We start from the raw sequence: 24,144 nt of genomic DNA on the forward strand, positions 1-24,144 counted from the left end.
TGTTAGGCGGCGGGTGTGACGGAACGGGCGGCCGTGGTGTCCTTGACGACCGCGCGCACTTCATGATCGCGGCCAGTCCCGTCAGGCGGTGTGCCGCCGTACGAACGCGGCGATCGCCTCGACGGCCCGCCGGCCTTCGGGCAGGAATGATCCGAAGAGGTGCCAGTAGTGGATCATGTCCGGCCACACCCGCAGATCGACGGCGACCCCGGCCTCCTCGGCACGCCGGGCAAGGGCCGTGGAGTCGTCGAGCAGGGTCTCGACCGCGCCGACCATCACCAGCAGTGGTGGCAGGCCGGTAAGGTCTGCGTACAGCGGGGAGGCGAGCGGGTCGCGCGGGTCGTGGCCGGCGAGGTAGGCGTCGCGGATCTGTTCGTACACCGTCATCGTGGCCACCGGTTCGTGGCCGGCGTTGCCCCGGTAGCTGGCGCCGGTGAGGGCCAGGTCGGTCCACACCGACACCGGAATCGCCGCCGCGGGCTGCGGCAGCCCGCGGTCCCGCGCCGCGAGGAGCGCCACGACGGCGAGGCCGCCCCCGGCCGATTCGCCGCCGAGGGAAACCGAAGCGGGATCGTGGCGGGACAGGGCCCATTCGTAGACCGCCACGGCGTCCTCGACGGCCGCCGGAAACGGGTGCTCCGGCGCCAGCCGGAAGTCCGGCACCAGTACGGTCGCCTTCGAGGCCGCGGACAGGTCGGCGGCGAAGGCGCGGCGCCCGTCGGCCGCGCCCAGTTGGTAGCCGCCGCCGTGGAACCAGACGACGACCGGCCCGGTCTCGGCGCCTGGTGCCGTCACCCGCAGCGCGGGCACGCCGCCCGCGTCGACCGGGACGATGTCGGCCGCCCCGACGGGAAAGCTCGCCCACAGGCGCGCGTCGGCCTCGCGGAGTGCCGAGACCGTGGCGGTCTCGGGATCGGGCGCGGAGTCGCGAAACAGCGTGAACGCCTTGTCGAGGGCCTGGGAGCGCGTCATGGCTTCTCCTGTCGGGGCGGCGGGCGTCAGGCCGCGGCGGGCACGCTGCGGACCGAACGGAGGGCGGCCGACCAGGACTCGACCTGGTCGAGCAGCCTGTCCAGCTCTCCGGCGCGGGACTCGACCGGGCTGAAGGCGGGGTAGGCGGTGAAGTCCGTGGTGATGGGGAGGGCGACCTGGGCGGCCACCGTCGCCAGGCGCAGTTCGGCGGCGATGAGGCGCAACTGCTCCACCGCGCGCACACCGCCGGCGCTGCCCAGACTGACGAAGCCCGCGGCCTTGTCGTTCCACTCGGCGTAGAGGTAGTCGAGGGCGTTCTTGAGCGCCGAGGTGGGGCCGTGGTTGTACTCGGGGGTGACGAAGACGAAGCCGTCGAACTCCGCGACGCGCGCCGCCCACGCCTTGGTGTGCTCACCGGCGTATTGGCCGAGGGCGGCGGGCAGTGGCTCGTCGTAGACCGGCAGGGCGAAGTCGGCCAGATCCACCACCTCGTACGAGGCATCCGTTCGTGCCGATGCGATCGAGTGAACCCAGTCGGCGACGTCGCGGCTGACCCGTCCGGGACGGGTGCTGCCGACGATGACGGCGATCTTCAGAGCGCTCATGTCTCTCCAAGGATGAGTTGATGTGTCAACTCGAAGCTAGCCGCCATGAGTTGACGCGTCAACTCGGTGGCTATGATTTAACCGTGGGAAACACACCGGACGGCATGACCGAGGCCGAGCAGCGGATCTGGGCGGACTTCTACGACATGCAGGTCCTCTTCTGGCGGCGCATGGCCCAGCGGCTCCAGCGCGACACGGGGCTGTCCGAACCCGACCTCGCCATCCTGCGAGCCCTGCTCGACGCCCCCGAACGCCGGCTTCGCGGCTACGAGCTCGCCGGGGTGACCCAGTTCGAGAAGAGCCGCCTGCACCACCACATCGGCCGCATGGAGGCGCGGGGGCTCGTGGTGCGCGAGTCGACCCCGACGCAGCCCCGGGCCGCCGTGGTCGCGCTGTCCGAAGCGGGCGAGAAGGCGATCACCGAGGCCCTGCCGAAACGCGAGGAGCACATCCGGCACTGGCTCCTCGACTCGCTCGAACCCGCGCAGGTGGAGGCGCTGGGCGGCATCTCGCGGACGGTCCTGGAGAGGCTCCGGGACGAGGAGGCCGACGAGGACGAACCGGCGGGCGGCGGGTGCTGAGCCTTCCGGCGAACGACGGCCCGCCAGGTCGCGCGGATGTGCTCGCGGAAAGCCCTCATTCCCGCCCGCCTCGCACACCGCACGGTCCGGGCTCTGTCCATAGGGGACGCCGCCCGAGCAGGACCGCGCACCCTTTCATTCACAGGTGAAAGAACCCTCCCCGTGCGTCGCGATCCCGGCAGCTTCGCGCCGGCGGGCCGTCTAGGCTGACGCCCTATGAGCAATGACCCCGAGCAGAACTTCGCCCTCGCCTGGAAGAATCGGCGCGTCTTCGCCGTCCGGGAGAACTGGCCGGAGGGGGCGCTGGAGGCCTGCGAGGCGATCGAGCGCGAGTTTCCCAAGGTGCACCCTGTCTGGCACAAGGGCGGGTGGCCCGGCGTGTGGAGCGAACCCGGCTTCTACGGGACCGTCCGGGGCCTTCCCGGTGCCGGCCGGACGATGTACGCGCCGACCCCCGAGGCCCTTCGTGCCAAGATCGTCGAGCTTCCCGGTCAGGGCAAGGACACCGGCTGAAACGCACCCGCGTCGGGGCACGGGTGATCCCGTGTCCCGACGTGGAGGTCAGGCGCCGCCGTACTCGGCGGCGACGTCGAGCACCCAGGTGATCCCGAAGCGGTCGGTGAGCATTCCGTAGAGCGGTGTCCACCGCGCCGGCTCCAGCGGCACGGAGACCGTCGCGCCTTCCGACAGTCCCGTCCACAGCGCGGCGATCTCCTCGGCGGAGTCGCCGCGCACCGAGACGAAGAACGGGTCCTCGCCGCGACTCCAGGGGCGCGACGACGGCACGTCGTACGCCATCACGCGAAAGCCGTTCTCGGCGGCGACCTGGCCCCACATGACGTGGCCCGACTCGGCGGGCTCGGCGGCGGTGTTGCCCATGTCCCCGTTGGTGAGCACGGTCATCTCCCCGCCGAAGACGGAGCGGTAGAACTCGAGCGCGGCGCGGGCGTCGCCGCGGAAGTTGAGGTGGGTGACTGCGTTGACGGTCAAGACGGTGATCCTTACTCGGGCCGAGGTGTGAACCGGGGCCGGAACGCGGCCCCGGCGGTCAGTCTCGAACCCATGTAGGTCAGTCCAGGTCCTGCATGGACTCCGTCGACGGGAATTGTGAGCGACGCGCCGCGGTGGAGGCAGCCGAAGGCGCAGCAGCTCTGGCAGGGACAGACGTGGCGCACGATCGGCACGCCGGAGGCGAAGCCCGGTGACCCGTTGGCACACCGGGCCGCGACGGGTCGCCCCGCTCCGCCGGTAGCACCGCGGGGGATCGGGCGGCACCTCCCGACGGTATCCGCCCGGTCAGGCGGCCTCGGGCCGCCGTGCGCTGCGGAAGGTGCGGCGGTAGACGTCCGGAGGCACGCCGACGGTGCGGTTGAAGTGCCGCCGCAGGGTGGTCGCGGTGCCCATGCCGGTGGCCACCGCGATCATGTCGACGGTGCCGTCGGTGGTCTCCAGGAGCTCCTGCGCGCGCTGGACGCGCTGGGTCAGCAGCCAGCGCAGGGGAGTGGTGCCGGTGACGTCGGCGAACACCCGCGCGAGGTGCCGTGAGCTCATGTTCGCCCGGCGGGCCAGATCCTCGACGGTCAGCGGCCGGTCGAGGCGTCCCATCGCCCAGGACAGCAGCGCCTCCAGCGGATGGTCGCGGGGTTCCGGCAGGGGAGTGGTGACGAACTGGGCCTGTCCGCCGGCCCGGTGAGGAGGGACGACGAGGCGCCGCGCGACCTGGTTGGCGACCGCCGAACCGTGGTCGAGGCGGACCAGATGCAGGCACAGGTCCATCGCGGCGGCCTTGCCTGCCGAGGTGAGCACGGTGCCGTGGTCGACGTAGAGGACGTCGGCGTCGACCTCTACCCGGGGATAGCGACCGGCCAGCGCGGCCGCGTGCAGCCAGTGCGTGGTGGCGCGGCGCCCGTCCAGCAGACCGGCGGCGGCCAGTACGAACGCACCCGTGCACAGGGAGGCGATCCGAGCGCCCGCGTCATGTGCCGCGCGCACCGCGTCGACCAGCTCAACGGGCGGATCCTCGTCGAGGTCGGCGACCGCCGGAACGATCACAGTGTCGGCCTTCATCAGCAGGTCGAGTCCGGCGTCGGGTTCGAGCCGGAAGCGGCCGCCGACCGGCATCGCGCCCGCTCCGCAGACGGCGAACTCGTACCAGGGATCGGCCAGGTCCGAGCGGTCGACGCCGAACACGTCGCAGGCGGCGGCGAGTTCGAAGTGCGGAACTCCGGGCGTGACGGCCAGGGCGACAAGACTCATGTCCGAAAGTGTACGGGCCATGGCATTACTGCCACTGGTGGTCCGGTGGCGCGGTGAGCACACTGGTCAACGACGTGATCGACGATTTCAGTAAGAGACAGGGGACTCCCATGCGAGCGAGTGAAGCGGCGACGGTAACGGTGTTCGGCGCCTACGGGCACACCGGACGTTTCGTCGTCGCGGAGCTGCTGGACCGGGGCCTCACCCCGATCCTGTCGGGCCGCGATGAGAACAGGCTCGCCGCACTGGCCGGGGAGTTCCCCGGTGTGGAGGTGCGGACCGCCACGGTCGACGACGCGGCCTCGCTCGACCGCGCGCTGGAAGGCGCGACGGCCGTGATCAACGCCGCCGGACCGTTCGCGGCCACGGCCGGCCCGGTCGTCGAGGCCGCGCTGCGCGCGGGCATCCCCTACGTCGACGTGGCCGCCGAGGTGGAGGCAGTCGCCGACACCTTCGCGCACTTCGGCGACCGCGCCCGCGAAGCCGGCGTCACCGTGGTCCCGGCGATGGCCTTCTACGGCGGACTGGGCGACCTCCTCGCCACCGCCGCACTGGGCGCCGAACCGGCCGCCGAGGAGGTGACCATCGCCTACGCCCTCAGCAGCTGGCATCCCACCGCCGGGACGCAGAAGTCGACCGTGGTGTCCCGGGGCCGCCGCGAAGGCCGGCGGCTCGTCTACGCCGACGGCGCTCTCCGGCTGCGCACCGACGACGCGCCCACAGGCCGCTGGACCTTCCCCGATCCGATCGGGGACAAGGCCGTGATCGGCGAGTTCACCACCGCGGACAGCGTGACCGTCCCGCACCACCTGTCCGCGCCCGTGGTCAACACCTACATGACCGTCGAGGCCGTCAAGGACGTCGTGGCCGCCGACGCGATCGCGCCCGAGCCGGTCGACGAGCGGGGACGCTCGGCGCAGACCTTCCTCGTCGACGTCACCGTCACCGCCGGCGGCACCCGCCGCCGTGCTGTGGCGAGCGGGCAGGACATCTACGCGGTGACGGCGCCGCTGGCCGTCGAGGCCCTCGTCCGGATCCTCGACGGACGTGTCAAGGCGACCGGTCTCGGTTCGGCCGGTGAGATGTTCGACGCGCACGACTTCCTCACGTCGCTGGCCCCGCATGTGAGCTACGAGCTCAGTGCCGGGGAGATCCTCACCGCGTCATGACCGGACGGCCAGTGACACGGCCTCGGTGCGGCAACGCTGCGCCGAGACCGTGTCGCCGATGCCCTCGTGGGCGTTCGCGAGGGCTTTGAGGGCGTCGGCCTGCTTGACGATCCAGGGCAGGGACCGGAAGAGGTCGAGCGCCGCCTCCGCCTCACCGCGGGCGCCGGCGTACGCACCGCGTCCATTGTGGATGATCGCCCGCACCAGGGCGACCTGCCCCGCGGTCTCCCGGGGCCGATGCGTCGCCTTCGCCACCACTGAGGCCAGCAGCCCCTCGGCCTCGTCGTACTCGCCCAGCAGCGCTTCCAGCTCGGCGAGGCGCTGAAGGGTGTCGGCCTCGACCACCGAGCGTCCGTCGCGCTCGCCGAGCGCCAGTTCCTCTCGGCGGAGGGCGCGCGCCTCCTCCAGACGTCCCGCCCGGTGAAGCGTCTCGGCGCGCCAACCGTGGCACCAGCCCTGCAGATAGTGGTCCTCGGTGTCCCGCGCGATCGACAGCGCCGCGTCGATCGCGGCCAGCGCCTCGCCGAAACGGCCCAGTCCGGTGAGGACGTGGGAGCGCAGCAGACCGAGCCGGGCCCGTTCGTGGTCGATCGCGGCCGCTTCGATCCCGCCCGCCCTGTCCAGGTACCCCAGCGCCTTGTCGTGGGCGCCGATCATGGTGCAGACCTGGACGAGGGAGTTGACCGAGATGAGGTGGGAACGGTCGTTGCCGGTGGCGGCGGCGAGATCCACCGCCTCGGTCAGGTGCCGCTCGGCGGCCGGCAGGTCGCCCTCGTTGGCCAGATAGACCCCGAGATTCCCCAGCGCCGCCGCCTGCTCGCGCGGCCCGAGCCCCTTGGCGAGCACGACGGCCTCGCGGCCCAGTACTAGCGCGTCGCCGAGCCGGCCCTGCTGACGGTGGAGGTTGGCCAGCTGGGTGGTCATCCGGAATTCGCCCTCGGTGTCCCCGGCGTGCGCGGCAAGGCGCAGGGCGCGGGCTGCCGCGCGGGCGATCTGGTCGAGGAAACGCCCTTCGTTGACCGTGCTTCGCAGGGCCATGACCAGCCGCCACATCCTCGGGTGCGTGCGCAGGGCCTCGGTGGCGGTGAGGCGGTTGGCGGTCTCGGTGTCGTCGGCGCCGTAAGCCTGCCCGTGGTGCCAGTCGATGAAGGCGTCGACGATGGCTTCACGGTCGGCGGGCGCGAGGGCGGTGCGCGATCGGTCGGCGGCGTAGAGGCGCACCAGGTCGTGCATCCGGTAGCGGCCCGGCGTGTGCCTTTCGATCAGATGCGCGGCGACGAGTCGGCGCAGCGCCGTGGCCGTGTCCTCTTCGGACTGCCCGCTTACCGCGCCGACGAGATCGGCCGGGAAGTCCTCGCCGGGAAGGGCGCCGAGGCGGTCGAAGAGGTCGCGGGCGGCGGGTTCGAGGACCCGATGGGACAGGTCGAGGTTCGCGGCGACGGCGGCTTCGGAATCCCCGTCGAGGGCGAGGGCGCGCAGCCGGTCGGCCGCGCCGAGTTCTTCGGCGTAGTCGGCGATCGTCCCGAGCGGGTCGACCGCGAGAACCGCGGTGGCGATGCGCAGGGCCAGCGGCAGGTGGCCGCAGAGGTCGGCGAGCCGCGCGGCGGCCGCCCTTTCAGCGTCGACGCGTTCGTCGCCGAGGATCTCGGCGAGCAGGGCGACGGCCTCCTCACCGCTCAGCAGCGGCACGGGTACGGGCCGGGCGTCGTTGAGGGCGACCAGTCCGGTGAGACTGTCGCGGCTGGTGACGAGCGTGGTGCAGCCGGCGCCGGGCAGCAGTGGCCGCACGTGGTCGGTGTCGCGGGCGTTGTCGAGGACGACGAGCATGCCGCTGTCGGCCGTCAGCGAGCGGTACCGTTCGGCCGCGTCGTCCACATCGGACGGTATGTCCTCGCCGGTCTCGCCGAGCGCGACGAGCAGGCGGGTGAGCGCGTCGTGTGCGGTGAGCGTGTCGCCGCGGTCGAAGCCGCGCAGGTTCAGGTAGAGCCGCCCCCCGGGGAAGTCGTCGCGCCGGGCCTGTCCCCAGTGGACGGCCAGGGCGGTCTTGCCCGCGCCGCCGGGTCCGGTGATCGCCGCCAAAGGGGAGCCGTGCGTCTCGGCGAGGGAGTCGAGCGCGGCCAGTTCCCCGCCGCGGCCGGTGAAGCTGGCGATCTCGCCGGGCAGTGTGGCAGGGACCTTCGGACGGCTTGTGGGCATGTCGAGCCCGGCGTCCTGGTCGAGGATTCTCAGGTGCAGGTCGCGCAGCGGCTGGGACGGGTCGGCCCCCAGGTCGTCGCGCAGGCGCAGGCGGATGGCCTCGAAGCGGCTGAGAGCGTCGGCCGGACGTCCGCTGCGGTAGTAGGCGAGCATCAGCAGGCCGGCGATGGGCTCGCAGACCGGCTCGGCCTCGGAGAGGGCGGCCAGCTCACCGAGGACCGTCGCGTGGTTTCCCTCGGCGAGTTCGGCCTCGTAGCGGCCGGTGAGCAGGTTGAGGCGCTCGCCGGCGAAGGTCGCGCGGAACTCCTCGGCCCAGCTCCCGCCGATCCCGGCGAGGGCGACGCCGTCGGCGAGTTCGCACGCGCGACGGCGGCGCTCCAGGAGCGGGGCCCGCGACTCGGCGAGCGCGGCCGCCTCGGCGCGCACGACGTGCACGTCCACCTCTTCCGGCGCGATGTCGAGGACGTACCCGTGGGCGCCGGCGCGGCGGATCGCGGCACGCGTGGGGCGCAAGGTCGCGCGCAGCCTCGCGACGTAGGAGTAGAGGGCGCCGACGACCGAGTCGGGCGGATCGCCGTCCCACACGCGTTCGATGAGCTCGGCCTGCGAGACGGGCACTCCCGGCCGTGCGGCGAGGGCGGCCAGCACGCACGCCTGCTTCGAGGCGCGGACGGGGGCGGTCGTGTCGCCGATGGTGACTCGGACGGGGCCGATGAGGCGGATCAGCACGTCGGGCTCCTGGGAGGGGTTGGCGTGTGGATCGACGCCGATCCGGCGGCCGTCGCGGCACGGTGGGCTGCCGGTCAAGGTCGCCTCAAGGTTCGCACAGGTTTCATCGGAGAGACTGTCCCGTCGGCCTCCTCCGGCGGCCCCGGTGGGGAGGGCCGCCGGAGGTGGGCGCATGCCGTGCCGGCCGGTACTCTTCGGCTCCTTGCGCGGGCGCACGGCCCGCGGACCGAGGAACACGGAGGCAGCGTGACCGTTCCCGGGCGTTACCAGGAGGCGTCAACGATCCGGCGTGTGCTCCGGACGGCGAAGACGATCGCGATCGTCGGCTTGTCCGGCGACCGGAGCAGGCCGAGCCACGCGATCGGCGGCTACCTACAGCGGCAGGGTTACCGCGTGATCCCGGTGAACCCCCGCGAGACGGAGGTTCTCGGCGAGACCGCCTGTCCGAGCCTGCGCGACGTGCCCGTACCCGTCGACGTCGTCAACGTCTTCCGCGCTCCCGACGCGGTCCCCGACATCGCGCGCGACGCCGTGGCGATCGGCGCCGCCGCCATGTGGTGCCAGCTCGGCGTGGTCAGTGAGGAGGGAGCGCGGATCGCCGAGGAGGGCGGCCTCACCGTCGTCGTGGACCGCTGCATCATGGTGGAGCACGCCGGGCTGGGCGTGGAGGTCGGTTCCTGACGCGGCGGTCGTGCTCCGCGATCGTCAGCGCGAGGGGAAACCCAGCCGCGCCAGCGCTTCCCGCAGGCGGTGGCGTCCCGCCATCGACTCCGGCCCCTTGAGCCGGGCGAGGACGCGGTCGCTCCAGCCGCCCGACAGTCCGAACCTCGCGTTGTAGGCGGCCAGGACCTTGTCGTAGCCGGGGATGTGGGCGTCGGCGGCGGGGCCGTCGTAGCGCTCCCGGTGCAGCACGGCCTCACGTGGCAGCCGTGGTTTCACGTCGGCGCGTTCGAGCGGATCGGGCTCCCCGACGGCGAGCCCGAAAGCGGCGACCGTGTGCGGCGGCAGCCCCAGTTCGGCCGCGACCTCCTCGGGATGAATGCGGATCGCGCCGACGAAGACCGTGCCCAGGCCCAGCGAGGCCGCCGCCGTGACCGTGTTCTGCGCGGCGAGCGCGGTGTCGATGAAGGCGATCAGGGTGGTCTCCAGGTAGTCGGCGGCGGCCACCTCCGTTCCGCCGCGCTCGGCGAGGCGGCGGGCGCGGCCGAGATCGGCGAGCCAGACCAGGAACAGCGGCGCCCGCGCGACGAACTCCTGCCCGGCCGCCAGCGCGGCCAGGCGCGCCTTGCGGGTGGGGTCGCGCACGGCGACCACGCTCCACGGCTGGAGGTTGGACGAGGTCGGTGCCGATTGGGCCGCGGTGATCAGCGCGGCCAGTTCGCCGTCGGTGACCTCGCGCGGCCCGAAGCTGCGCACCGAGCGGTGCGCGAGCTGTAGGCGCAGGACCTCGCCGGTGACGTCGAGCGCGGCGGTGGGATCGCCGTAGCGGGCGGCGGCGGTGCTCATGTGGGGATCTCCTCGGTCGCGGGCCTGCGCGGCCGCTCGTCTCAGGCTTTCAGTCCGGTGCCGTGCACGCCGTGCTCGTCGATGAGCCGCAGCTCCTCCTCGGTCAGGGCGGGAGCGTCGAGCGCCTTGACATTGTGGTCGAGTTGCCAGGTCGAGCTCGCGCCGACGAGGGCGGTGGCGACCTCCGGCCCGCGCAGCACCCACTGGAGCGCGAGCTGCGCGAGGGACTGGCCGCGTTCGCGGGCGATCCGGTCGAGTGCCGCCGCGCGTCGCCGGTAGGTGTCGTCGATGACGTCGGGCGACAGGAACGCGCTGTTCTGTGCGCGGGCTCCGGCGGGGATGTCGGCGAGGTACTTGTCGGTGAGCAGCCCCTGCGCCAGCGGCGAGTAGACGACCAGGCCGAAGCCGTCCTCGGCGGCGACCTTGAGCAGGCCGTCGCGCTCCGGGCTGCGGTCGAAGATGGAGTAGCGCGGCTGGTGAACCAGCAGCGGCACCCCTGCCCGGCGCAGCAGTTCGGCGGCCTCGTGCGCGCGGTCGGCGGGGTAGTTGGAGATGCCGACGTAGAGCGCCTTGCCCTGCTCGACGGCGCTGACCAGCGCGCCGACGGTCTCCTCCAGCGGTGTCGTCAGGTCGGGGCTGTGGCTGTAGAAGATGTCGACGCGGTCGGTGCCCAGGTCGCGCAGGCTGTGGTCGAGCGAGGTGAGCAGCGACTTGCGCGAGCCGCCTTTGAGGTAGGGGCTCGGTCCGATCGGGTTCCCGGCCTTCGTCGAGAGGATCAGCTCGTCGCGGTAGGGCGCGAGGTCCCTGGCGAGCACGGTGCCGAAGAACTTCTGCGCGGCCCGGTGCGGGGGACCGTAGCGGTCGGCGTTGTCGAAGTGGGTGATGCCCAGGTCGAAGGCGTGCAGCACGATCTCGCGCTGGGTCTCGGGGGAGCGGTCGGTGCCGAAGTTCTGCCACAGTCCGAAGGAGAGCGCCGGCAGGTCGAGGCCGGAGTCGCCGGCGCGACGGTAGGCGAGGGAGTCGTAGCGGTCCTCGGCGGCGGCGTAGGTCTTGTCGAAAAGCCCGTGGGCCATGGTGCGGGCGCCTCTCGGTGGTGGTCGCGGAGAAGGGGGGCGTGCATAATGTCTACTACCCCGATAGGATAACTCGGAATTCAAGGAGAGCCGCCGATGAGTGCCGAATTCCTCTGGTACATCCCCAACCAGGTCCACCCGGGTCACCGCGGCGACGACGCCGTCGAGGACCACAACAGCCTGGCGACCCTCGCCGGCCACGCCGAGGCCCTCGAACGGCACGGTTGGGGCGGCGCGCTGATCGGCACCGGCTGGGGCAGACCCGACACCTTCACCGTCGCCACCGCCCTGGCCGCGCGGACGACGACCTTCCAGCCGCTGATCGCGATCCGGCCCGGCTACTGGCGCCCGGCCAACTTCGCCTCCGCCGCCGCCACCCTCGACCACCTCTCCGGCGGGCGCGTGCTCGTCAACATCGTGTCCGGCAAGGACAACCTGGCCGCATACGGTGACAGCGAAGGCGACCAGGCGCACCGCTACGCCCGCACCAAGGAGTTCATCCGGCTCGTGCGCAGACTCTGGACCGAGGAGAACGTCACCTTCCACGGCGAGCACTTCCAGGTCACCGACGCCACCGTCACACCGCGGCCTGTCGTGCGCGGCGAACGCCGCCATCCCCGCCTCTACTTCGGCGGCGCCTCCGAGGCCGCCGAGCGGGTCGCCGCCACCGAGGCCGACGTCCAGCTCTTCTGGGGCGAGCCCCTCGACGGAGTGCGCGAACGCGTCGAGAGACTCACCGAACTCGGCGAGAAGCTCGGCCGCGAGCACGCGCCCCTCGAATTCGGGCTGCGCATCACCACCCTGGTCCGCGACACCACCGAGCAGGCATGGGCCGACGCCGAGGCGAAGGTCGCGAAGATGGCCGGGGGCGAGGGCCGTTTCGCCGCCGACCCCAACCGCTTCACCGCCGTCGGTCAGCAGCGGCTGTTCGACCTGGCCGCGCGTGGAGACGTCCTCGACGACAACCTATACACCGCGCCCGGCCGGTTCGGTGGCGGCGGCGCGGGCACGACCTGGCTGGTCGGCTCGGCCGAGGACGTCGCCAAGTCGCTGCGGCGGTACCAGGAGCTGGGCGTCACCCACTTCGTGCTCTCCGACACCCCGTACCTGTCGGAGATCGAGAGGCAGGGGGAGCGGCTGCTGCCGCTCCTGCGCGACTGAGGCTCCCCGGCCGAGCTCGCCGACTTCGCTCTCCGGGCGCCGCGGCGGTGTTAGCGTCCGGTGGACGCCGGCGGATCACCGTCCGGCGCGGCGAGGGGGCTGAGCGTGATGAAGGTGTTCCAGATCGGTGCCGCCGGTGGCGTCGGCCGCAGGCTGTCCCGCCTGCTGGCCGACCGGGGCGACCAGGTGACCGGCATGCACCGCGGTGCCTCGCAGGCCGATGTCGTGCGCGATGCCGGCGGGGCACCTGTGATCGGCGACCTCGTCGAGGACTCGGTCGACGAGCTCGCCGCCAAGATGGCGGGCCACGACGCGGTGGTGTTCTCGGCCGGAGCCCACGGCGCGGGCCGGGAGCAGACCACGCTCATCGACGGTGAGGGCCTGGAGAAGGCCGCCGATGCCGCCGCTCGCGCCGGAGTGCCGAGGTTCGCGCTGGTCTCGGTGTTCCCCGACGCCGCGCGCGGAGGCGAGGCCGGCGGGGACTTCGAGCACTACATGAAGGTCAAGAAGACCGCCGACGTGTACCTCTCCCACACCGGCCTCGACTGGCTCATCGTCCGTCCCGGCACGCTCGTCGACGATCCCGGCGACGGACGCGTCACCGCAGGGCTCGCGATCGAGTACGGGGACATCCCCCGCGACGACGTCGCCGCCTTCATCGACGCCGCACTGCACGAGCCGGCCCTGAGCCGTGTGATCGTGGAGATCACCGCCGGCGAGACGCCCGTCGCACGCGCCGTCGCCGCACTCGCGCGGTCCTAAGCCCGGCCGCCCTCGCGCCCTAGTAGGTAAGCGACGGCGTCGACGACGATGTCGGCGCCCACCTTCTCCGGATCCAGCAGGTGCTGGATCAGCAGGCCGTCCTCCAGGGCGTGCACGATGAGCGCGAGCATGTCCGGGTCGGCGGCCTCGGCGCTGGCGCGAACTCCCTGTTGTCGAGCCCGCGCGCGAAACGCTCGCGCTCGGCCGGCGCCGGACGGCTGCCGGGTTCGCGCAGCGGGAACAGGATCGGTTCGAGCCGCAGCGCCATCCACTCGCTCAGATGCTCCGCGCGCCGCTGATTCCACTCGCGCAGTTTCTCGGCGGTTCCGTCAGCTGTCGACGGGCCCATCGCCCGCAATGTCGGCGATCTCGCGCTGGCCTTCGGGGTCCAGCTGATCGGGCCCCGCTTCCGTGAGGATCTCCGCCTGGCGGCAGCCGCGTGCCTGGAGGAGCGCTTCGGGGTGTTCACGCCGCTGGAGCGACCGCCGGCATAGGTTGTTCGACCGATGAACGAAAGGTGACGCAATAGACCGCACCATGAGAGAACGGATCGCGAAGAAGGCCCGATATGCGGTCGCATATGCGCGGCTCTGCCACGCTTGCCGGACGTTCCGGGAAAGGCCCTCCTCCGGCGAAGGGATTCTTCATGCGCGCGCTCAACAAAATGACCGACCGAGTACTCGACAAGCTGCTCGGAAAGACCACGGCGGCCGCCGCCTGCTACGAGCAGATCCGTGAGTGCAACAACGCCCCCTGTGGCAATGGCGGTCTCCGCCGCTGCTGCCGGAGCTGCACGCTCACCGGCGTGAACTGTCAGAACAAGTCCTGCGGTGCCTACTCCTGCGGTCTTTGCTCCCTGCCTTAAGGAGTAATCCGCCCGACTTCGAACACGGTGGCAACGCTTCGGCGTTGCCACCGTGTTCGCATTCACGGTTCGGCCGGGGTGCAATGCGCGCGATTTCGGCGAACAAAGAAGAGCGGTCGTCCTATTCGGACATGCGAGGATTTCGGTCCACCTCCTGGAGATGTCACCCGTCGGCGTTCGCGCTAGTAAGCCCATCGGTAATCCGAGGAGTGACCACTCCCTATTGGGCCCGGCCCGAGCCGCCCGGGCCGAACGCGGCGACGAGTTCACCGCGCAGGACTGACGGCGTTCCACTCGTGCGCCAGCACCGACCAGACCTCCTTGTCGTACCGCTTCCCCTCGAAGGGCCAGCTCTCGCGGATCACGCCCTCGGATCGCATGCCGAGCCGTTCGGCGACCGCGGCGCTGCGGGCGTTGTCGGCCCGGCATAGCCACTCGACGCGGTGCAACCCGCGCGCGCGGAAGGCCCAGTCGGCGAGGATGCGGCACCCGTCGGTGATCAGGCCCCTGCCCTCGGCCGACGGCTCCAGCCAGCAGCCCAGTTCGCAGCTGCCGCCGGGCGCGTTGAAGGACGCGAACATCACGCCCCCGACGAGCACGCCGTCGAGCCAGATCCCGTAGAGCCGGGCACCGTCGGCGGCCTGCTTCTCGGCGTAGCGCCGCAGGGTCGCCTCGGCTCCCGCCAGGTCCTCGGTGACGAACGCCGATCCGACCCAGGGGCGGATGTGGTCGCGGGCGCGGTCCATGTGGGCGGCGAACTCCTCGGCCCGCCAGGGTTCAAGGGGGCGCAACTCGGCCGTGTCTCTCAGCGGAATGCTGAACATCTCTCTCCACCTCATTCACACAACGATCGTTGCGGGAATGTACCGTGTCGCCATGGCCCGCACCAAGGGAGATCACCTGGCCCGCCGACGCGAGGTCGCCGAGGCCGTCTGGCGCGTCCTCGCCGACAAGGGCTTCGGCGGCCTGTCCATGCGCGCCGTCGCCACCGAACTCGGCGCCACCACCGGCCTGCTCACCCACTACTTCCCCGCCAAGCGCGACCTCGTCGCCTACGCCCTCGAACTGCTCGAACAACGCACCGACGACAACCGCCCCCACCCCGCCGAGCGCGGCCTCGCCGGTCTGCGCACCGCCCTGCTCAACATCCTTCCGCTGACACCGCGGGCCGCCGCCTCCAACCGCACCTGGATGTCCTCATGGGACGCCGCGCTGGCCGACCCGGGCCTCAGTGGCGACCATGCCCGCCGCTATGCCGCCGGCCGCGACCGCCTCCACGAGTTCGTCGCCGAAGCCCAGGCCCTCGGCGAACTTCCCGACGGCGATCCGGCGCGCATGGCGACGGGCGCGCAGGCCTTCGTGCTCGGACTGGTCGTCCAGTCCGTCCTCGACCCGGAGTCCTTCCCGCCGGCGCGGCAGCGCGAACTCGTCGACGACTACCTGCGCGCGCTCGCCGGGAGCGGCGCCGGCCAGGGCTGAAGGGACGAGCGCCTACAGGCCCAGGCCCGTCCGCACGGTCTTGGCGTCCCGCCGCGCTCGCGGGGCGCGCCACAGCAACGCCGAGCGGTCGGCGAAGTCGGCGCGCAGGAACTCCCGGTGGCCGTCGGCGGTCAGCAGCCCGAACGGGCGGATCGCCACGATGTGCCGGACGTCGGCTTCGAACCAGGCCGTGAACGGCTGGTGCGTCCGCGCGACCGCGAGCCGCCGTGAGCTCAGCAGCATGGTCACGGTGCCGCGCCCGGCGGTGAGCAGGTCGGCGAGCCGGACGGCGAGACGCTCGGGACCGTCGGCGTGCGCCCAGCCCCACAACGTCGGGTCGTGGGTCCATTCGTCGTCGTGGAAGCGGCCCTGGGAGACGACGAGTGTGGGGAGGGGCAGGGGCTTGGCGGGATCCCCGGGCTCGGGCGCCCGGCCGCGCGGGCGGTGCGGCGCGGTGATCTCGCCGCCGATGGTCGAGCCGATGTGACCGTCGGGCTTCGCCCTGGCGAGGAGCCGCTCACCCGCCTGGCACCAGGCCAGCTGCGGATCGAGTTCGATGCGCGGGGCGGTCATCACCGGTCCTGTTCGTCGAGGAGGAGCAGCCGGCCGGTCTGCCGGGTGCGGAAGAGCCGTCCGCCGCCCGGGCCGGCGTAGAACTCCAGCAGGGATCCGTCGGGCAGCGCGACCTTCTCGTAGAGCGGTTTCGGGTCGGTGAACCGCGGCCGGTCGCGGACCGCGGTGCCGATCACGGTGAACCCTCCGGTGTGGATCTCGAACACACTGCGCTGTCGCCGCACGGGGACGGGCTCGTCGTCGGCGTACCAGGGTCCGCCGGTGATGAAGCCGCGGACGTTGTCGGCCTTCTCGCGCAGCTTTCCCAGCAGCCCGCGCGACTGGGGGACCGTCGCGGGCGCCGGGTCGGGGACGGGCGCGACGTAGGCGAGCCGGTGGGAGGTGAGCACCCACAGGCCGGGCTCGGCGGCGGCCGTGTAGGCCATCCGCGCCGCTTCGCAGTGTGCGCTCGGTCCGGTGGCGATCACCGCGGGAGCCTGCGGCGGCCCCGAGCCGGAGAAGTTGTCACTGGCGACGAAGTCGACAACGTTGATCGCGGTATCGAGTGCGCTGCGCTTCTTACCGACGGCCCCGTCCGGTCTGAGGCCGGGAACGTCGAAGCGCGGTTCGGCGCCCTCGCAGCACCACAGGACGGTCTCGTCGGGACGGCACCAGGTCTCGCGCAGCGCGAGTATGCCGCCGAGCCGGCGTTTCTCGGTCATGGTCCGCTTTCGGTGGTCGGCGAGGCGGGCGTCCGCCCGCCTGAACACCCTGACACGAGCCGGAAGGGGAAAACCTTGACCGGAACTTGAGCGGGCCTCAGCCCAGGAGCCACCGTGTTCGGCGCCTTACCGATCCGGCCGCGACCGCCACCACGGTCAGGCCCGCCAGCACGATGACGGCGATCATGAGCGATCCCTCGGTCGCCGCGGCGATCCATCCCAGGGCCCACACGACCGCGAGCGCGAACCCGAGGACGCCCCGCCCGAAGGCGAGCCCGAGCGCGATCAGGGCCGCCGTCACGATCAGCGCCGCCCACGCGAGGCCGTCGCCGGGGACGGTGTCGCGTAGGTCGGCGATGGTCGTCAGTGCGCCCACGACGCTCGCGACGGCGACCCATCCGGTGTAGATGGACACGGTTCCGTAGAGGAGAAGGCGGTCGAGCCGCGACTCGGCCGGGCCGGTCGAGGCCAGCGCGCGCCAGGCCATCACCAGGACCAGCAGCAGGACCACGATGACCACTTCGGACAGTGCGATCCACGAGCGGCTGAACACGATGATCCAGGCGGCGTTGAGCACTCCGGCCGCCGCCAGCCACCAGCCGGTGCGGCGGTGCGCGGCCCGCGAGCGCCGGCCGGGCAGCAGCTGCCAGCCGGCCAGGGCGAGAACGGCCAGGTAGATCACGTTCCAGATCATGAAGGCGCCGCCACCGGGCAGCAGAGGCTGCGGGTGGGCGTTGGCGACCTCGCCGACCGAGGTGCCGAGTGCGCCGCTTCCGCCGAGCCCGCCGAAGACGGCTTGCAGAAGGGCTGCGGCAGCCACCGCGAGCGCGCGGGCGAGGTCGGCTGTGCCGGTGCTGCGCGTTGCCATCGGAGCCTCCAGTGAGTCGTGGACCGGGGATACCCCTCCCGGACGAGATTATTCGGTCATCGAAGTATTTTCGGTGGGACGCGCGCGAGTCCCGACCCGACTCGGCCGACGGCGACGCGGGCCCTTCCCGTTATCCTCGGTGGCACCCGCGACCGAGGAGCCCGCCCACGATGCTCATCAGCCTCATCGGCCCGGTCCAGATCGCCGCCGGAGCCCTGCCGGCCCCGGTCGCCGCGCCCAAGCGTGCCTGTGTGCTCGCCGTCCTCGCCGAGCGCCCGGGCACGCCGGTGTCCAAAGAGGAGCTCATCGACCGCGTCTGGGACGGTGACCCGCCCGAGTCGGTGATGAACGTCCTCTACAGCCACATCACCCGCCTGCGCGCCGCCCTGCGCCACACCTCGGCCGCGCGGATCGATCGCGCCGTGGCCGGCGGCTATGTCCTCGACACCGCCGCCGAGCAGGTCGACGTCCACGACCTGCGCCGCCTCACCGCCGAGGCCGCCGCCCTGCACGAGTCCGGGAAGACCGGCGAGGCCCTCGAAGTGTGGCGGCACACCGCGCGCCTGGCCGACAAGGAAGCCCTCGTCGGCATCGGCGGACGCTGGGCCGAACGGTTCCGGACCGGCTTTCGCGGCGAACGCCTCAACATCCTCGCCGAGCGCTACCGCCTCGAACTGGACGCCGGCCACCACGCCGCCGTCGTCGACGAACTGAGCGCGCTCGTGGCCGCCGAACCGCTCGCCGAGCCGCTCGCGGCCCGGTCCATGCTCGCGCTGTACCGCTGCGGACGCCCGGCCGAAGCGCTGGCGGTGTTCGAGACCGTCCGGGTGGGGCTGCGAGACCAACTCGGCAGCGACCCCTCACCCGAGCTGCGGGGCCTGCACCGGCGCATCCTCGCGCAGGACCCCGCCCTGGTGTCCCGCGTGAACGCGGCCACGACCGTCCCCGCCGCCGGAACGGCCCGCACGGCGCCGGCGCAGCTTCCCACCGACACGCCCGGCTTCCTCGGTCGTGAAGGCGAACTAGCCGCCGTCGCGAAGGCCGCCCACAGTGGACTCGTCGTCATCGACGGGATGGCCGGCGTCGGCAAGACCGCCCTCGCCGTGCACGCCGCCCGCGGGCTCGCCGCCCGGTTCCCCGACGGCCGGCTGTACCTCGACCTGCGCGGGTACGCCGAAGGCGTGCCGCCCATGCCGCCGGAACATGCGCTGGAGCGGCTGCTCCGCTCGATCGGCGCCGAGGTTCCCGACGAACCCGACGAGCGCGCGACCGCCTGGCGAACGGCGCTCGCCGGCCGCCGCGTCCTGCTGCTCCTCGACAACGCCCGCGACGCCGCCCAGGTGCGGCCGCTGCTGCCGGCGACGAGCGGATCCCTCACCTTGGTGACGAGCAGGCGCCGCCTCGTCGACCTCGTCGACGCCCGCCCGATCTCGCTGGCGAGCCTGCCGGCCGAGGACGCCGCCCGGCTGTTCGCCGCCGAGGCGGGCACCGACCCCGACGCCGAGACGGCCCGGGGCATCGCCGCCGCCTGCGGCTCGCTGCCGCTCGCGCTGCGCGTCGCCGCCTCCCGGCTGCGCAACCGGCCGACGTGGACCCCGCAGGATCTACTGCGCCGGCTCACCTCCGGCGCCGACCTGGTGCGCGGCGGGGTCTTCGGCGCCTTCGACCTCTCCTACGGGGAACTCGACGAGTCCCATCGCCGCCTCTTCCGCCTGCTGAGCGTCTTCCCCGGACCCGAGTTCGACCGGCACGTCGCCGCCGCCGTCACCGGCCTCACGCCCGAGGATGCCGAGGAGGGCCTGGAACACCTCCTCGACTCGCACCTGCTCCTCGACGGCACGACGGCCGGCGGCTACCGCGTCCACGACCTCATGCGCCAGTACGCGGCCCGAGCCGTGGGGGAGGGCGCCGAGCGCGACGTCGCGCTGCTCGCCCTCACCGAGACCTACATCGCCGTCGCGCATGCCGCCATCCGCCTGCTCGCTCCCGAGACCCGCCTGCTCGGCCTCGTCACGCCGGAGAGCCCGCCGCACCCGCTCCCCGCGGACCTCGCCGCTGCGGAGAAATGGTTCGGCGAGCAGCTGCCCACCATCCGGCAGCTCATCGACGACAACCTCGCCGCCGGCCACAACGCCCACGGCATCGAACTGTGCACGATCGTGCTGACCTACCTCAACATCTACGGCGGCCTCCCCGAGCGCCGCCGTCTCGCCGAGCTCGGTCTGGAGGCCGCGCGCGTCCTCGACTCCCCGGCCGCCGAAGGGCGGCTGGTCAACCAGCTCGGCATCACCCTGCGCGACCTCGCCGTCTATGACGAGGCCATGGCCTGTTTCACCCGCGCCGCCCACCTACGTTCCGAGGCCGGCGACCCGCGCGGTGAGTTCGTCCACCTCTACGACGGCGGCCTCGTCCGCAACAAGCAGGGGCGTCACGTCGAGGCCGCAGAGATGCTCCTCAAGGCCGCGGCCATCGCGCGAAGGCAAAGTGACCCGCGAGCCGAGGCGCAGATCCGCGACCACGCCGTCGGCACCCTCGCCCGCCTCGGCCGGCTCACCGAGGCCCGCGCCGAACTCGCGCGGCTCGAAGAACTCGTGTCCTCCACCCGTGACCCCCGCGCGATGCAGGAACTGGATGGAAAACGCGACGCGCTCGCCTACGTGTCGGGGGACCACGCCACGGCCATCGCCGGGATGAGCGAGTCCACCGCCTACCTCCGCGAGCACGGCCACCCGTTCGGCCTGATCTCGACCTTGTCGTTCCTGACCGACGCGCTCCTGGCCGCCGGACGCTTCGAGGAGGCCGCCGCGCACGCCATGGAACAGCTCGACCTCCTCGACGCCCACCACCGCCCGCAGCAGGAGGCGACGGCCTTGCGACAGATCGGTGCGGCGCAAGCCGGCCTCGGCGAGCACGACGAGGCGGTGGGCAACCTCCAGTCCGCGATCGGCCTCTCCGAACGCATCGGCACAGGGTGGATCGCGGCGACCGCCGAGCACGCGCTCGGCGACCTGCTGACCCGCCTCGGCGACGCCGAGGGGCCGAAGCGGCTGCGGAGCGCGCTGGCGTTCTTCGCGTCCGGCGGATACCCCGAGGCGGCGGTCATCGAGGCACGTCTGTCCGGACTTTCCTAGACCTTGCGGCGGACCCCGTCGGCCGCCGAGCGCGACACCGCGTCGAGCACCCGGTGGGCCCGCTCGGCTTCGCCGAAACCGGCGACGCGGTGCCCGCCGTCGCGCAGGTCGGCGGCCAGATCGCGGTAGAGGGCGGCCACGTTGCGGACCTGCTCGGGGAGCGTGTCGTCGGCGGGCACCGGCACCGGCGCCCACGGCTCGCCGGGCGCGCGGGCCTCGAAGAGGGACAGTTCGCCGATCTGGATCTGCGCGGCGAGCATGTCCGGGCGCGGGGTCGTGGTCAGCAGCAGTTCGCGCTCGGTGCCCGAGATCTCCAGCCGGGCGTGCGGATCGGTGCGCTTGGCGTCCTGGAGGTAGGCCGACAGCGAGGCTCCCGAGGCCAAGGACCCGTGCAGCATCAGGTGGTCGGGCGCGCTGGCCGTGATGGTCTCCCCGGTCTCGGCGACGGTCAGGCGCGGGTGCTGGACGGCGGTGGCCGCGGCGACCTCGGTGATCTCGCCGGCCAGGAACTCCAGCAGGTCGAGAGTGTGTCCGCCGGCGACCTCGACGAGTCCGGCGCCGGTGGCGCGGTCGGCGGTGTAGGCGTTGTGCGCGGTGGTCGTCGCGCCGGTTCCCTTGCTGCGCGTGACGTGTGCGGTGACGGAGGTGAGGCGGCCGAGGCGGCCGGCGGCGATCAGCTCGCGAGCCCGCAGCGCGGCGGGGGAGTGGCGGGCCTGGAGGCCGATGGCGTGCCGGATGCCGGCGCGCTCGGCCTCGGCGCGCAGGGCGGCGGCCTCGGCGAGGCCGAGCGCCAGCGGCCACTCCGACAGCACGTGCTTCCCGGCGGCGATCGCGGCGCGGACGAGCCGGGCGTGCGCGGGGACCTTCACCGTGATGACGACCAGGTCGACGTCCGGGTGGGCGGCGAGTTCACCGGCGTCGGTGAAGGCGTGGGCGGCACCGTGGAGCCTAGCGGCCTCGCGGGCGGACTCCGGCCGGCTGGTGCCGACGGCGGTGAGTTCGTAGTCGTCGAGGGCCTGGAGTGCGGGAATGTGGGAGCGTCCGGCCCAGCCCTGCCCGGCGCTCGCCCCGATGACACCGACCTTGATCATGTCGCCTCCATAAGTGGACGTATGGCGTCCGTTTCCCTGCGAGGCTAACTAAGCGGACGTGAGGCGTCCACTTGTTGCTAGGGTGGTGTGGTGAGCAGCACCGCCATCGACCTCCTCCTCGCCGACGAAGCCGCCCGTCCCCGCGCCGACGCGCGGCGCAACGTCGAACGCCTCGTCACCGCCGCCCGCGAGGCCCTCGACGAGATCGGCCTCGACGCGACCGCGCACGAGATCGCCCGCCGGGCCGGGGTCGGCATCGGCACCCTCTACCGGCGGGTCGGGACTCGCGAGGCGCTGCTGCGGGCGGTCCTGCTGGAACTCGCCGGCGGCATGCTCGCCGTCGCCGACCGTGCCCTGGAGGCCGAGGACTCCTGGCAGGGGCTCGTCGACTTCGCCACCGTCTACGTCCGCCTGCGCGCCGCCAGCTGCGGGCTCAACGAGGCCCTCGGTGATTCCGACGCCCGCCTCGACCTCGGTGACGTGAGCGCCGTCCTCCGGGAGCGGCTGGAGCACCTCGTCGGACGCGCGCAGCGGTCGGGCGCGGTGCGCACCGACCTCACTTGGCAGGACATCGCCTGGCTGCTCGCCGGGGTCGTGCCGGCCGACCACACCATCGGCCTCGAACCGGGAAGCGAGCAGTGGCGCATCAGCCTTCGGGTCGTGCTCGACGGACTGCGGGCCTGACGGCCGCCCCGGCAATCGTCAGAGGGCGGCCGCGACCCGCGCCACGCCCGGCCCTTCCAGCGCGGCGAGCCCGGCCGGACGGCCGGTGGCCACGAGGAGCAGGTCGCCGACCGGTCCGCGCAGCTCATGCGGGCCATCGCCGTGGGCGTAGGCGCAGTCGGTGGCGATGATGCGAGTGCCGCGCAGCCGCTTCCCGGCGCCGTAGAAGACGCTCCCGACGACCTGCCCGAGGGCCACCGCGGCCTGCTCGACGGGCATCTGGCGAGAACGGCCCAGGGGCCGCGCGACGTCCTGCCCGTGGACCAGGAAGTCGACGAGCGGGTCGAGGCGCCCCGCGCCTGGTGCGCGGCGCGCCGAGCCGGCCGTCTCACGGATCTGGGCGATGATCTCGGCCGGCTCGAACATGGCCGCCCGCTCCCAGGCGAGTTCGCGTTCCATGCGGTCCCAGTCGCCGCGTGCGCGGATCGTGCCCTTGATGGTCATGAACAGCGTCTGGCGGGTCGACATGGTCGTGTGCGCGGCCACGTGGCGGACCGTCCAGCCCGCGCAGAGGGAGTCGGCGTCCCACTCGTGCTCGTCGAGGGTTTCGAGGAAGTCGGCGAAGGAGAGCCGTTCGGCCTTCACCCAGGCGAGAATCTCCTCAGGTCGCATGGTGGGGCCCTTCGTGTCGGATCGTGCGTCGCGGAGAGTCATGTCGGTGTCCCTTCGAGCGTCGGGTTCACCTTCACTACGAACGGGCAGCGGCGAGAAGGACAGGGGCGGGGAAGTTTTTTGGGCGGGCCGGGGTGTAGGGGCGCGCGGTCATTCGCCGAGACGGCCTACCGCGCCCGGCACGCAGACGCTCGTGGGACTGGGCTGGGCGGATTCCGCCCAGCCCCCGACTCACGACCCCCCGCCGGCCTCCCGAACGTGCAGGTGCTCGCCCTCGCCGAGCTCGCCGGCCCCCGCGACGAGCTCGCGGAAAGGGAACCCGTTCTTCTCCGCGACCCGGCACGACGCCTCGTTCCCGACGTCGTGGCGCAGTTCGAGGCGCCGAAGCCCGTCGTCACCGTAGGTCGTGAAGGCCCACTCGGTGATGGCGGAGAGCGCCCGCGACGCGATGCCCCTGCCCCGCGCCGCCGCGGTGGTCCAGTACCCGACCTCGGCGCTCCCGCCCGTCCGGTCGGGGCGCTTGAGGACCACGTGCCCCAGGGGGACGTCCGACCCGTCGTCCTCGCACACCGCGAAGCTCATCCGGTCGCCCGCGGCCCAGCCCCGCTCCTGCACGCCGAGCCATTCGAGCCCGCCCGCCGTGCCGTCGACGGTGAACCGCGTCCACTGCCGCTGCTGCGGATCGGTGTACGCGGCGACGACCACGTCGAGGTCATCGGGGCGCCAGCGGCGCAACAACAGCCCAGCGCGGGCGTCGGTGGGGGCGACACGGATCTCGGCGGTCATGGACGGTCCTCCTCGGGAGTGGATCATCGACCATAGTCCACGGCCGGAGAGCGGCCCTCCGCGAAGGACCGGGGCCCGTCCGGCCCCGGTCCGCCGCCTCAGATGCAGGGCGTGCAGTACTGACTGCAGTCGGCGTAGCGGGTGCAGTAGTGCAGCAGCCCGCCCGGGCATGGTGTCGTCCAGTGCTTCACGGTGCATGCCGCCTTCGACGCGGCCTTCGGTGCGATCCGGGCGAGCATGCGATCGGCGAAACGGTTCAGCATGGCGTCCTCCACTGCTAGCGGGAGCCCGTTCGGGCCGACAGC

Annotated in this window: 26 protein-coding genes; 10 read left to right on the forward strand and 16 right to left on the reverse strand. The window is 72.5% G+C overall.

Annotated features, from left to right (window positions below; genetic code table 11):
• Positions 1-81 precede the first annotated feature (81 nt).
• Positions 82-972 carry an alpha/beta hydrolase gene (locus AB0I28_RS13115; protein WP_357492759.1) on the reverse strand — a complete coding sequence of 297 codons (891 nt, stop codon included), beginning with the start codon at positions 970-972 and terminating at the stop codon, positions 82-84.
• 26 nt (positions 973-998) lie between these two features.
• Positions 999-1,577, reverse strand: a complete 579-nt coding sequence (locus AB0I28_RS13120) for an NAD(P)H-dependent oxidoreductase (RefSeq protein ID WP_357492761.1) — start codon at positions 1,575-1,577, stop codon at positions 999-1,001.
• A gap of 83 nt (positions 1,578-1,660) precedes the next feature.
• Between AB0I28_RS13120 and AB0I28_RS13125 the strand changes: the two genes are divergently transcribed.
• The gene (locus tag AB0I28_RS13125) at positions 1,661-2,158 is read left to right on the forward strand and encodes a MarR family winged helix-turn-helix transcriptional regulator (protein ID WP_357492763.1); all 498 of its coding nucleotides are present in this window, start codon (positions 1,661-1,663) and stop codon (positions 2,156-2,158) included.
• Between the two features lie 216 nt (positions 2,159-2,374).
• A complete protein-coding gene (locus tag AB0I28_RS13130) occupies positions 2,375-2,671 on the forward strand; it encodes a hypothetical protein (protein ID WP_357492765.1) in 297 nt (98 codons plus the stop codon).
• 48 nt (positions 2,672-2,719) lie between these two features.
• Here AB0I28_RS13130 and AB0I28_RS13135 read toward each other — a convergent pair whose 3' ends face one another.
• Complete coding sequence (locus AB0I28_RS13135) at positions 2,720-3,148, reverse strand: VOC family protein (protein WP_357492767.1); 429 nt, start codon at positions 3,146-3,148, stop codon at positions 2,720-2,722.
• Positions 3,149-3,454: 306 nt separating this feature from the next.
• The gene (locus AB0I28_RS13140; RefSeq protein WP_357492769.1) at positions 3,455-4,414 is read right to left on the reverse strand and encodes a helix-turn-helix domain-containing protein; all 960 of its coding nucleotides are present in this window, start codon (positions 4,412-4,414) and stop codon (positions 3,455-3,457) included.
• 110 nt (positions 4,415-4,524) lie between these two features.
• On the opposite strand from AB0I28_RS13140, the gene AB0I28_RS13145 reads away from it, so the two are divergent.
• The gene (locus tag AB0I28_RS13145) at positions 4,525-5,583 is read left to right on the forward strand and encodes a saccharopine dehydrogenase NADP-binding domain-containing protein (protein WP_357492771.1); all 1,059 of its coding nucleotides are present in this window, start codon (positions 4,525-4,527) and stop codon (positions 5,581-5,583) included.
• Here AB0I28_RS13145 and AB0I28_RS13150 read toward each other — a convergent pair.
• On the reverse strand, positions 5,578-8,586 hold the full coding sequence (locus AB0I28_RS13150; RefSeq protein WP_357492773.1) for a BTAD domain-containing putative transcriptional regulator: 3,009 nt from the start codon (positions 8,584-8,586) through the stop codon (positions 5,578-5,580). The genes AB0I28_RS13145 and AB0I28_RS13150 overlap by 6 nt on opposite strands.
• A 168-nt stretch (positions 8,587-8,754) precedes the next feature.
• Here AB0I28_RS13150 and AB0I28_RS13155 point away from each other — a divergent pair, with 168 nt between their 5' ends.
• Complete coding sequence (locus tag AB0I28_RS13155; protein ID WP_357492775.1) at positions 8,755-9,189, forward strand: CoA-binding protein; 435 nt, start codon at positions 8,755-8,757, stop codon at positions 9,187-9,189.
• A gap of 24 nt (positions 9,190-9,213) precedes the next feature.
• Here the strand turns inward: AB0I28_RS13155 and AB0I28_RS13160 are convergent, their stop codons facing one another.
• The gene (locus AB0I28_RS13160) at positions 9,214-10,014 is read right to left on the reverse strand and encodes an NADPH-dependent oxidoreductase (protein ID WP_357492777.1); all 801 of its coding nucleotides are present in this window, start codon (positions 10,012-10,014) and stop codon (positions 9,214-9,216) included.
• Between the two features lie 41 nt (positions 10,015-10,055).
• On the reverse strand, positions 10,056-11,087 hold the full coding sequence (locus tag AB0I28_RS13165) for an aldo/keto reductase (RefSeq protein ID WP_357492778.1): 1,032 nt from the start codon (positions 11,085-11,087) through the stop codon (positions 10,056-10,058).
• A gap of 96 nt (positions 11,088-11,183) precedes the next feature.
• On the opposite strand from AB0I28_RS13165, the gene AB0I28_RS13170 reads away from it, so the two are divergent.
• Both AB0I28_RS13170 and AB0I28_RS13175 read left to right on the forward strand, forming a co-directional pair.
• Entirely contained in the window at positions 11,184-12,248 is a 1,065-nt protein-coding gene (locus AB0I28_RS13170; protein WP_357492781.1) for an LLM class flavin-dependent oxidoreductase, read from the forward strand.
• Positions 12,249-12,356: 108 nt separating this feature from the next.
• Positions 12,357-13,010: an NAD(P)-binding oxidoreductase gene (locus tag AB0I28_RS13175; RefSeq protein ID WP_357493263.1), complete on the forward strand. Its 654-nt coding sequence runs from the start codon at positions 12,357-12,359 to the stop codon at positions 13,008-13,010.
• On the opposite strand, the gene AB0I28_RS13180 is transcribed toward AB0I28_RS13175, so the two are convergent.
• Entirely contained in the window at positions 13,007-13,141 is a 135-nt protein-coding gene (locus AB0I28_RS13180) for a hypothetical protein (protein WP_357492783.1), read from the reverse strand. The genes AB0I28_RS13175 and AB0I28_RS13180 overlap by 4 nt on opposite strands.
• 515 nt (positions 13,142-13,656) lie before the next feature.
• Here AB0I28_RS13180 and AB0I28_RS13185 point away from each other — a divergent pair.
• Entirely contained in the window at positions 13,657-13,875 is a 219-nt protein-coding gene (locus tag AB0I28_RS13185) for a hypothetical protein (RefSeq protein WP_357492785.1), read from the forward strand.
• A gap of 266 nt (positions 13,876-14,141) precedes the next feature.
• Here AB0I28_RS13185 and AB0I28_RS13190 read toward each other — a convergent pair whose 3' ends face one another.
• Positions 14,142-14,699, reverse strand: coding sequence for a GNAT family protein (locus AB0I28_RS13190; protein ID WP_357492787.1), 558 nt, complete (start codon positions 14,697-14,699; stop codon positions 14,142-14,144).
• Between the two features lie 52 nt (positions 14,700-14,751).
• On the opposite strand from AB0I28_RS13190, the gene AB0I28_RS13195 reads away from it, so the two are divergent.
• The gene (locus AB0I28_RS13195) at positions 14,752-15,354 is read left to right on the forward strand and encodes a TetR/AcrR family transcriptional regulator (RefSeq protein ID WP_357492789.1); all 603 of its coding nucleotides are present in this window, start codon (positions 14,752-14,754) and stop codon (positions 15,352-15,354) included.
• A 12-nt stretch (positions 15,355-15,366) separates the two neighbouring features.
• On the opposite strand, the gene AB0I28_RS13200 is transcribed toward AB0I28_RS13195, so the two are convergent.
• The 3 genes from AB0I28_RS13200 to AB0I28_RS13210 all read right to left on the reverse strand — a co-directional run bounded on the left by AB0I28_RS13200 (position 15,367) and on the right by AB0I28_RS13210 (position 17,496).
• Positions 15,367-15,927, reverse strand: a complete 561-nt coding sequence (locus AB0I28_RS13200; RefSeq protein WP_357492791.1) for a hypothetical protein — start codon at positions 15,925-15,927, stop codon at positions 15,367-15,369.
• Positions 15,927-16,628 carry a hypothetical protein gene (locus tag AB0I28_RS13205; RefSeq protein ID WP_357492793.1) on the reverse strand — a complete coding sequence of 234 codons (702 nt, stop codon included), beginning with the start codon at positions 16,626-16,628 and terminating at the stop codon, positions 15,927-15,929. Before AB0I28_RS13205 ends, AB0I28_RS13200 begins: the two co-directional genes overlap by 1 nt.
• Positions 16,629-16,725: 97 nt before the next feature.
• Complete coding sequence (locus tag AB0I28_RS13210; protein WP_357492795.1) at positions 16,726-17,496, reverse strand: hypothetical protein; 771 nt, start codon at positions 17,494-17,496, stop codon at positions 16,726-16,728.
• Positions 17,497-17,666: 170 nt separating this feature from the next.
• Between AB0I28_RS13210 and AB0I28_RS13215 the strand changes: the two genes are divergently transcribed.
• On the forward strand, positions 17,667-20,627 hold the full coding sequence (locus AB0I28_RS13215) for a BTAD domain-containing putative transcriptional regulator (RefSeq protein ID WP_357492797.1): 2,961 nt from the start codon (positions 17,667-17,669) through the stop codon (positions 20,625-20,627).
• On the opposite strand, the gene AB0I28_RS13220 is transcribed toward AB0I28_RS13215, so the two are convergent.
• Positions 20,624-21,718 carry a Gfo/Idh/MocA family oxidoreductase gene (locus AB0I28_RS13220; protein WP_357492799.1) on the reverse strand — a complete coding sequence of 365 codons (1,095 nt, stop codon included), beginning with the start codon at positions 21,716-21,718 and terminating at the stop codon, positions 20,624-20,626. The two genes, AB0I28_RS13215 and AB0I28_RS13220, sit on opposite strands and share 4 nt — an antisense overlap.
• Positions 21,719-21,808: 90 nt before the next feature.
• Here AB0I28_RS13220 and AB0I28_RS13225 point away from each other — a divergent pair, with 90 nt between their 5' ends.
• Positions 21,809-22,402, forward strand: a complete 594-nt coding sequence (locus AB0I28_RS13225; protein ID WP_357492802.1) for a helix-turn-helix domain-containing protein — start codon at positions 21,809-21,811, stop codon at positions 22,400-22,402.
• Positions 22,403-22,420: 18 nt separating this feature from the next.
• On the opposite strand, the gene AB0I28_RS13230 is transcribed toward AB0I28_RS13225, so the two are convergent.
• From AB0I28_RS13230 to AB0I28_RS13240, 3 genes are all read right to left on the reverse strand, one after another.
• A complete protein-coding gene (locus AB0I28_RS13230) occupies positions 22,421-23,053 on the reverse strand; it encodes a maleylpyruvate isomerase family mycothiol-dependent enzyme (protein ID WP_357492804.1) in 633 nt (210 codons plus the stop codon).
• Between the two features lie 231 nt (positions 23,054-23,284).
• A complete protein-coding gene (locus AB0I28_RS13235; RefSeq protein ID WP_357492806.1) occupies positions 23,285-23,839 on the reverse strand; it encodes a GNAT family N-acetyltransferase in 555 nt (184 codons plus the stop codon).
• 98 nt (positions 23,840-23,937) lie between these two features.
• On the reverse strand, positions 23,938-24,102 hold the full coding sequence (locus AB0I28_RS13240; protein WP_357492808.1) for a hypothetical protein: 165 nt from the start codon (positions 24,100-24,102) through the stop codon (positions 23,938-23,940).
• Positions 24,103-24,144: the final 42 nt, after the last annotated feature.

The organism is Phytomonospora sp. NPDC050363, from assembly GCF_040655735.1.
Lineage (GTDB): Bacteria > Actinomycetota > Actinomycetes > Mycobacteriales > Micromonosporaceae > Phytomonospora.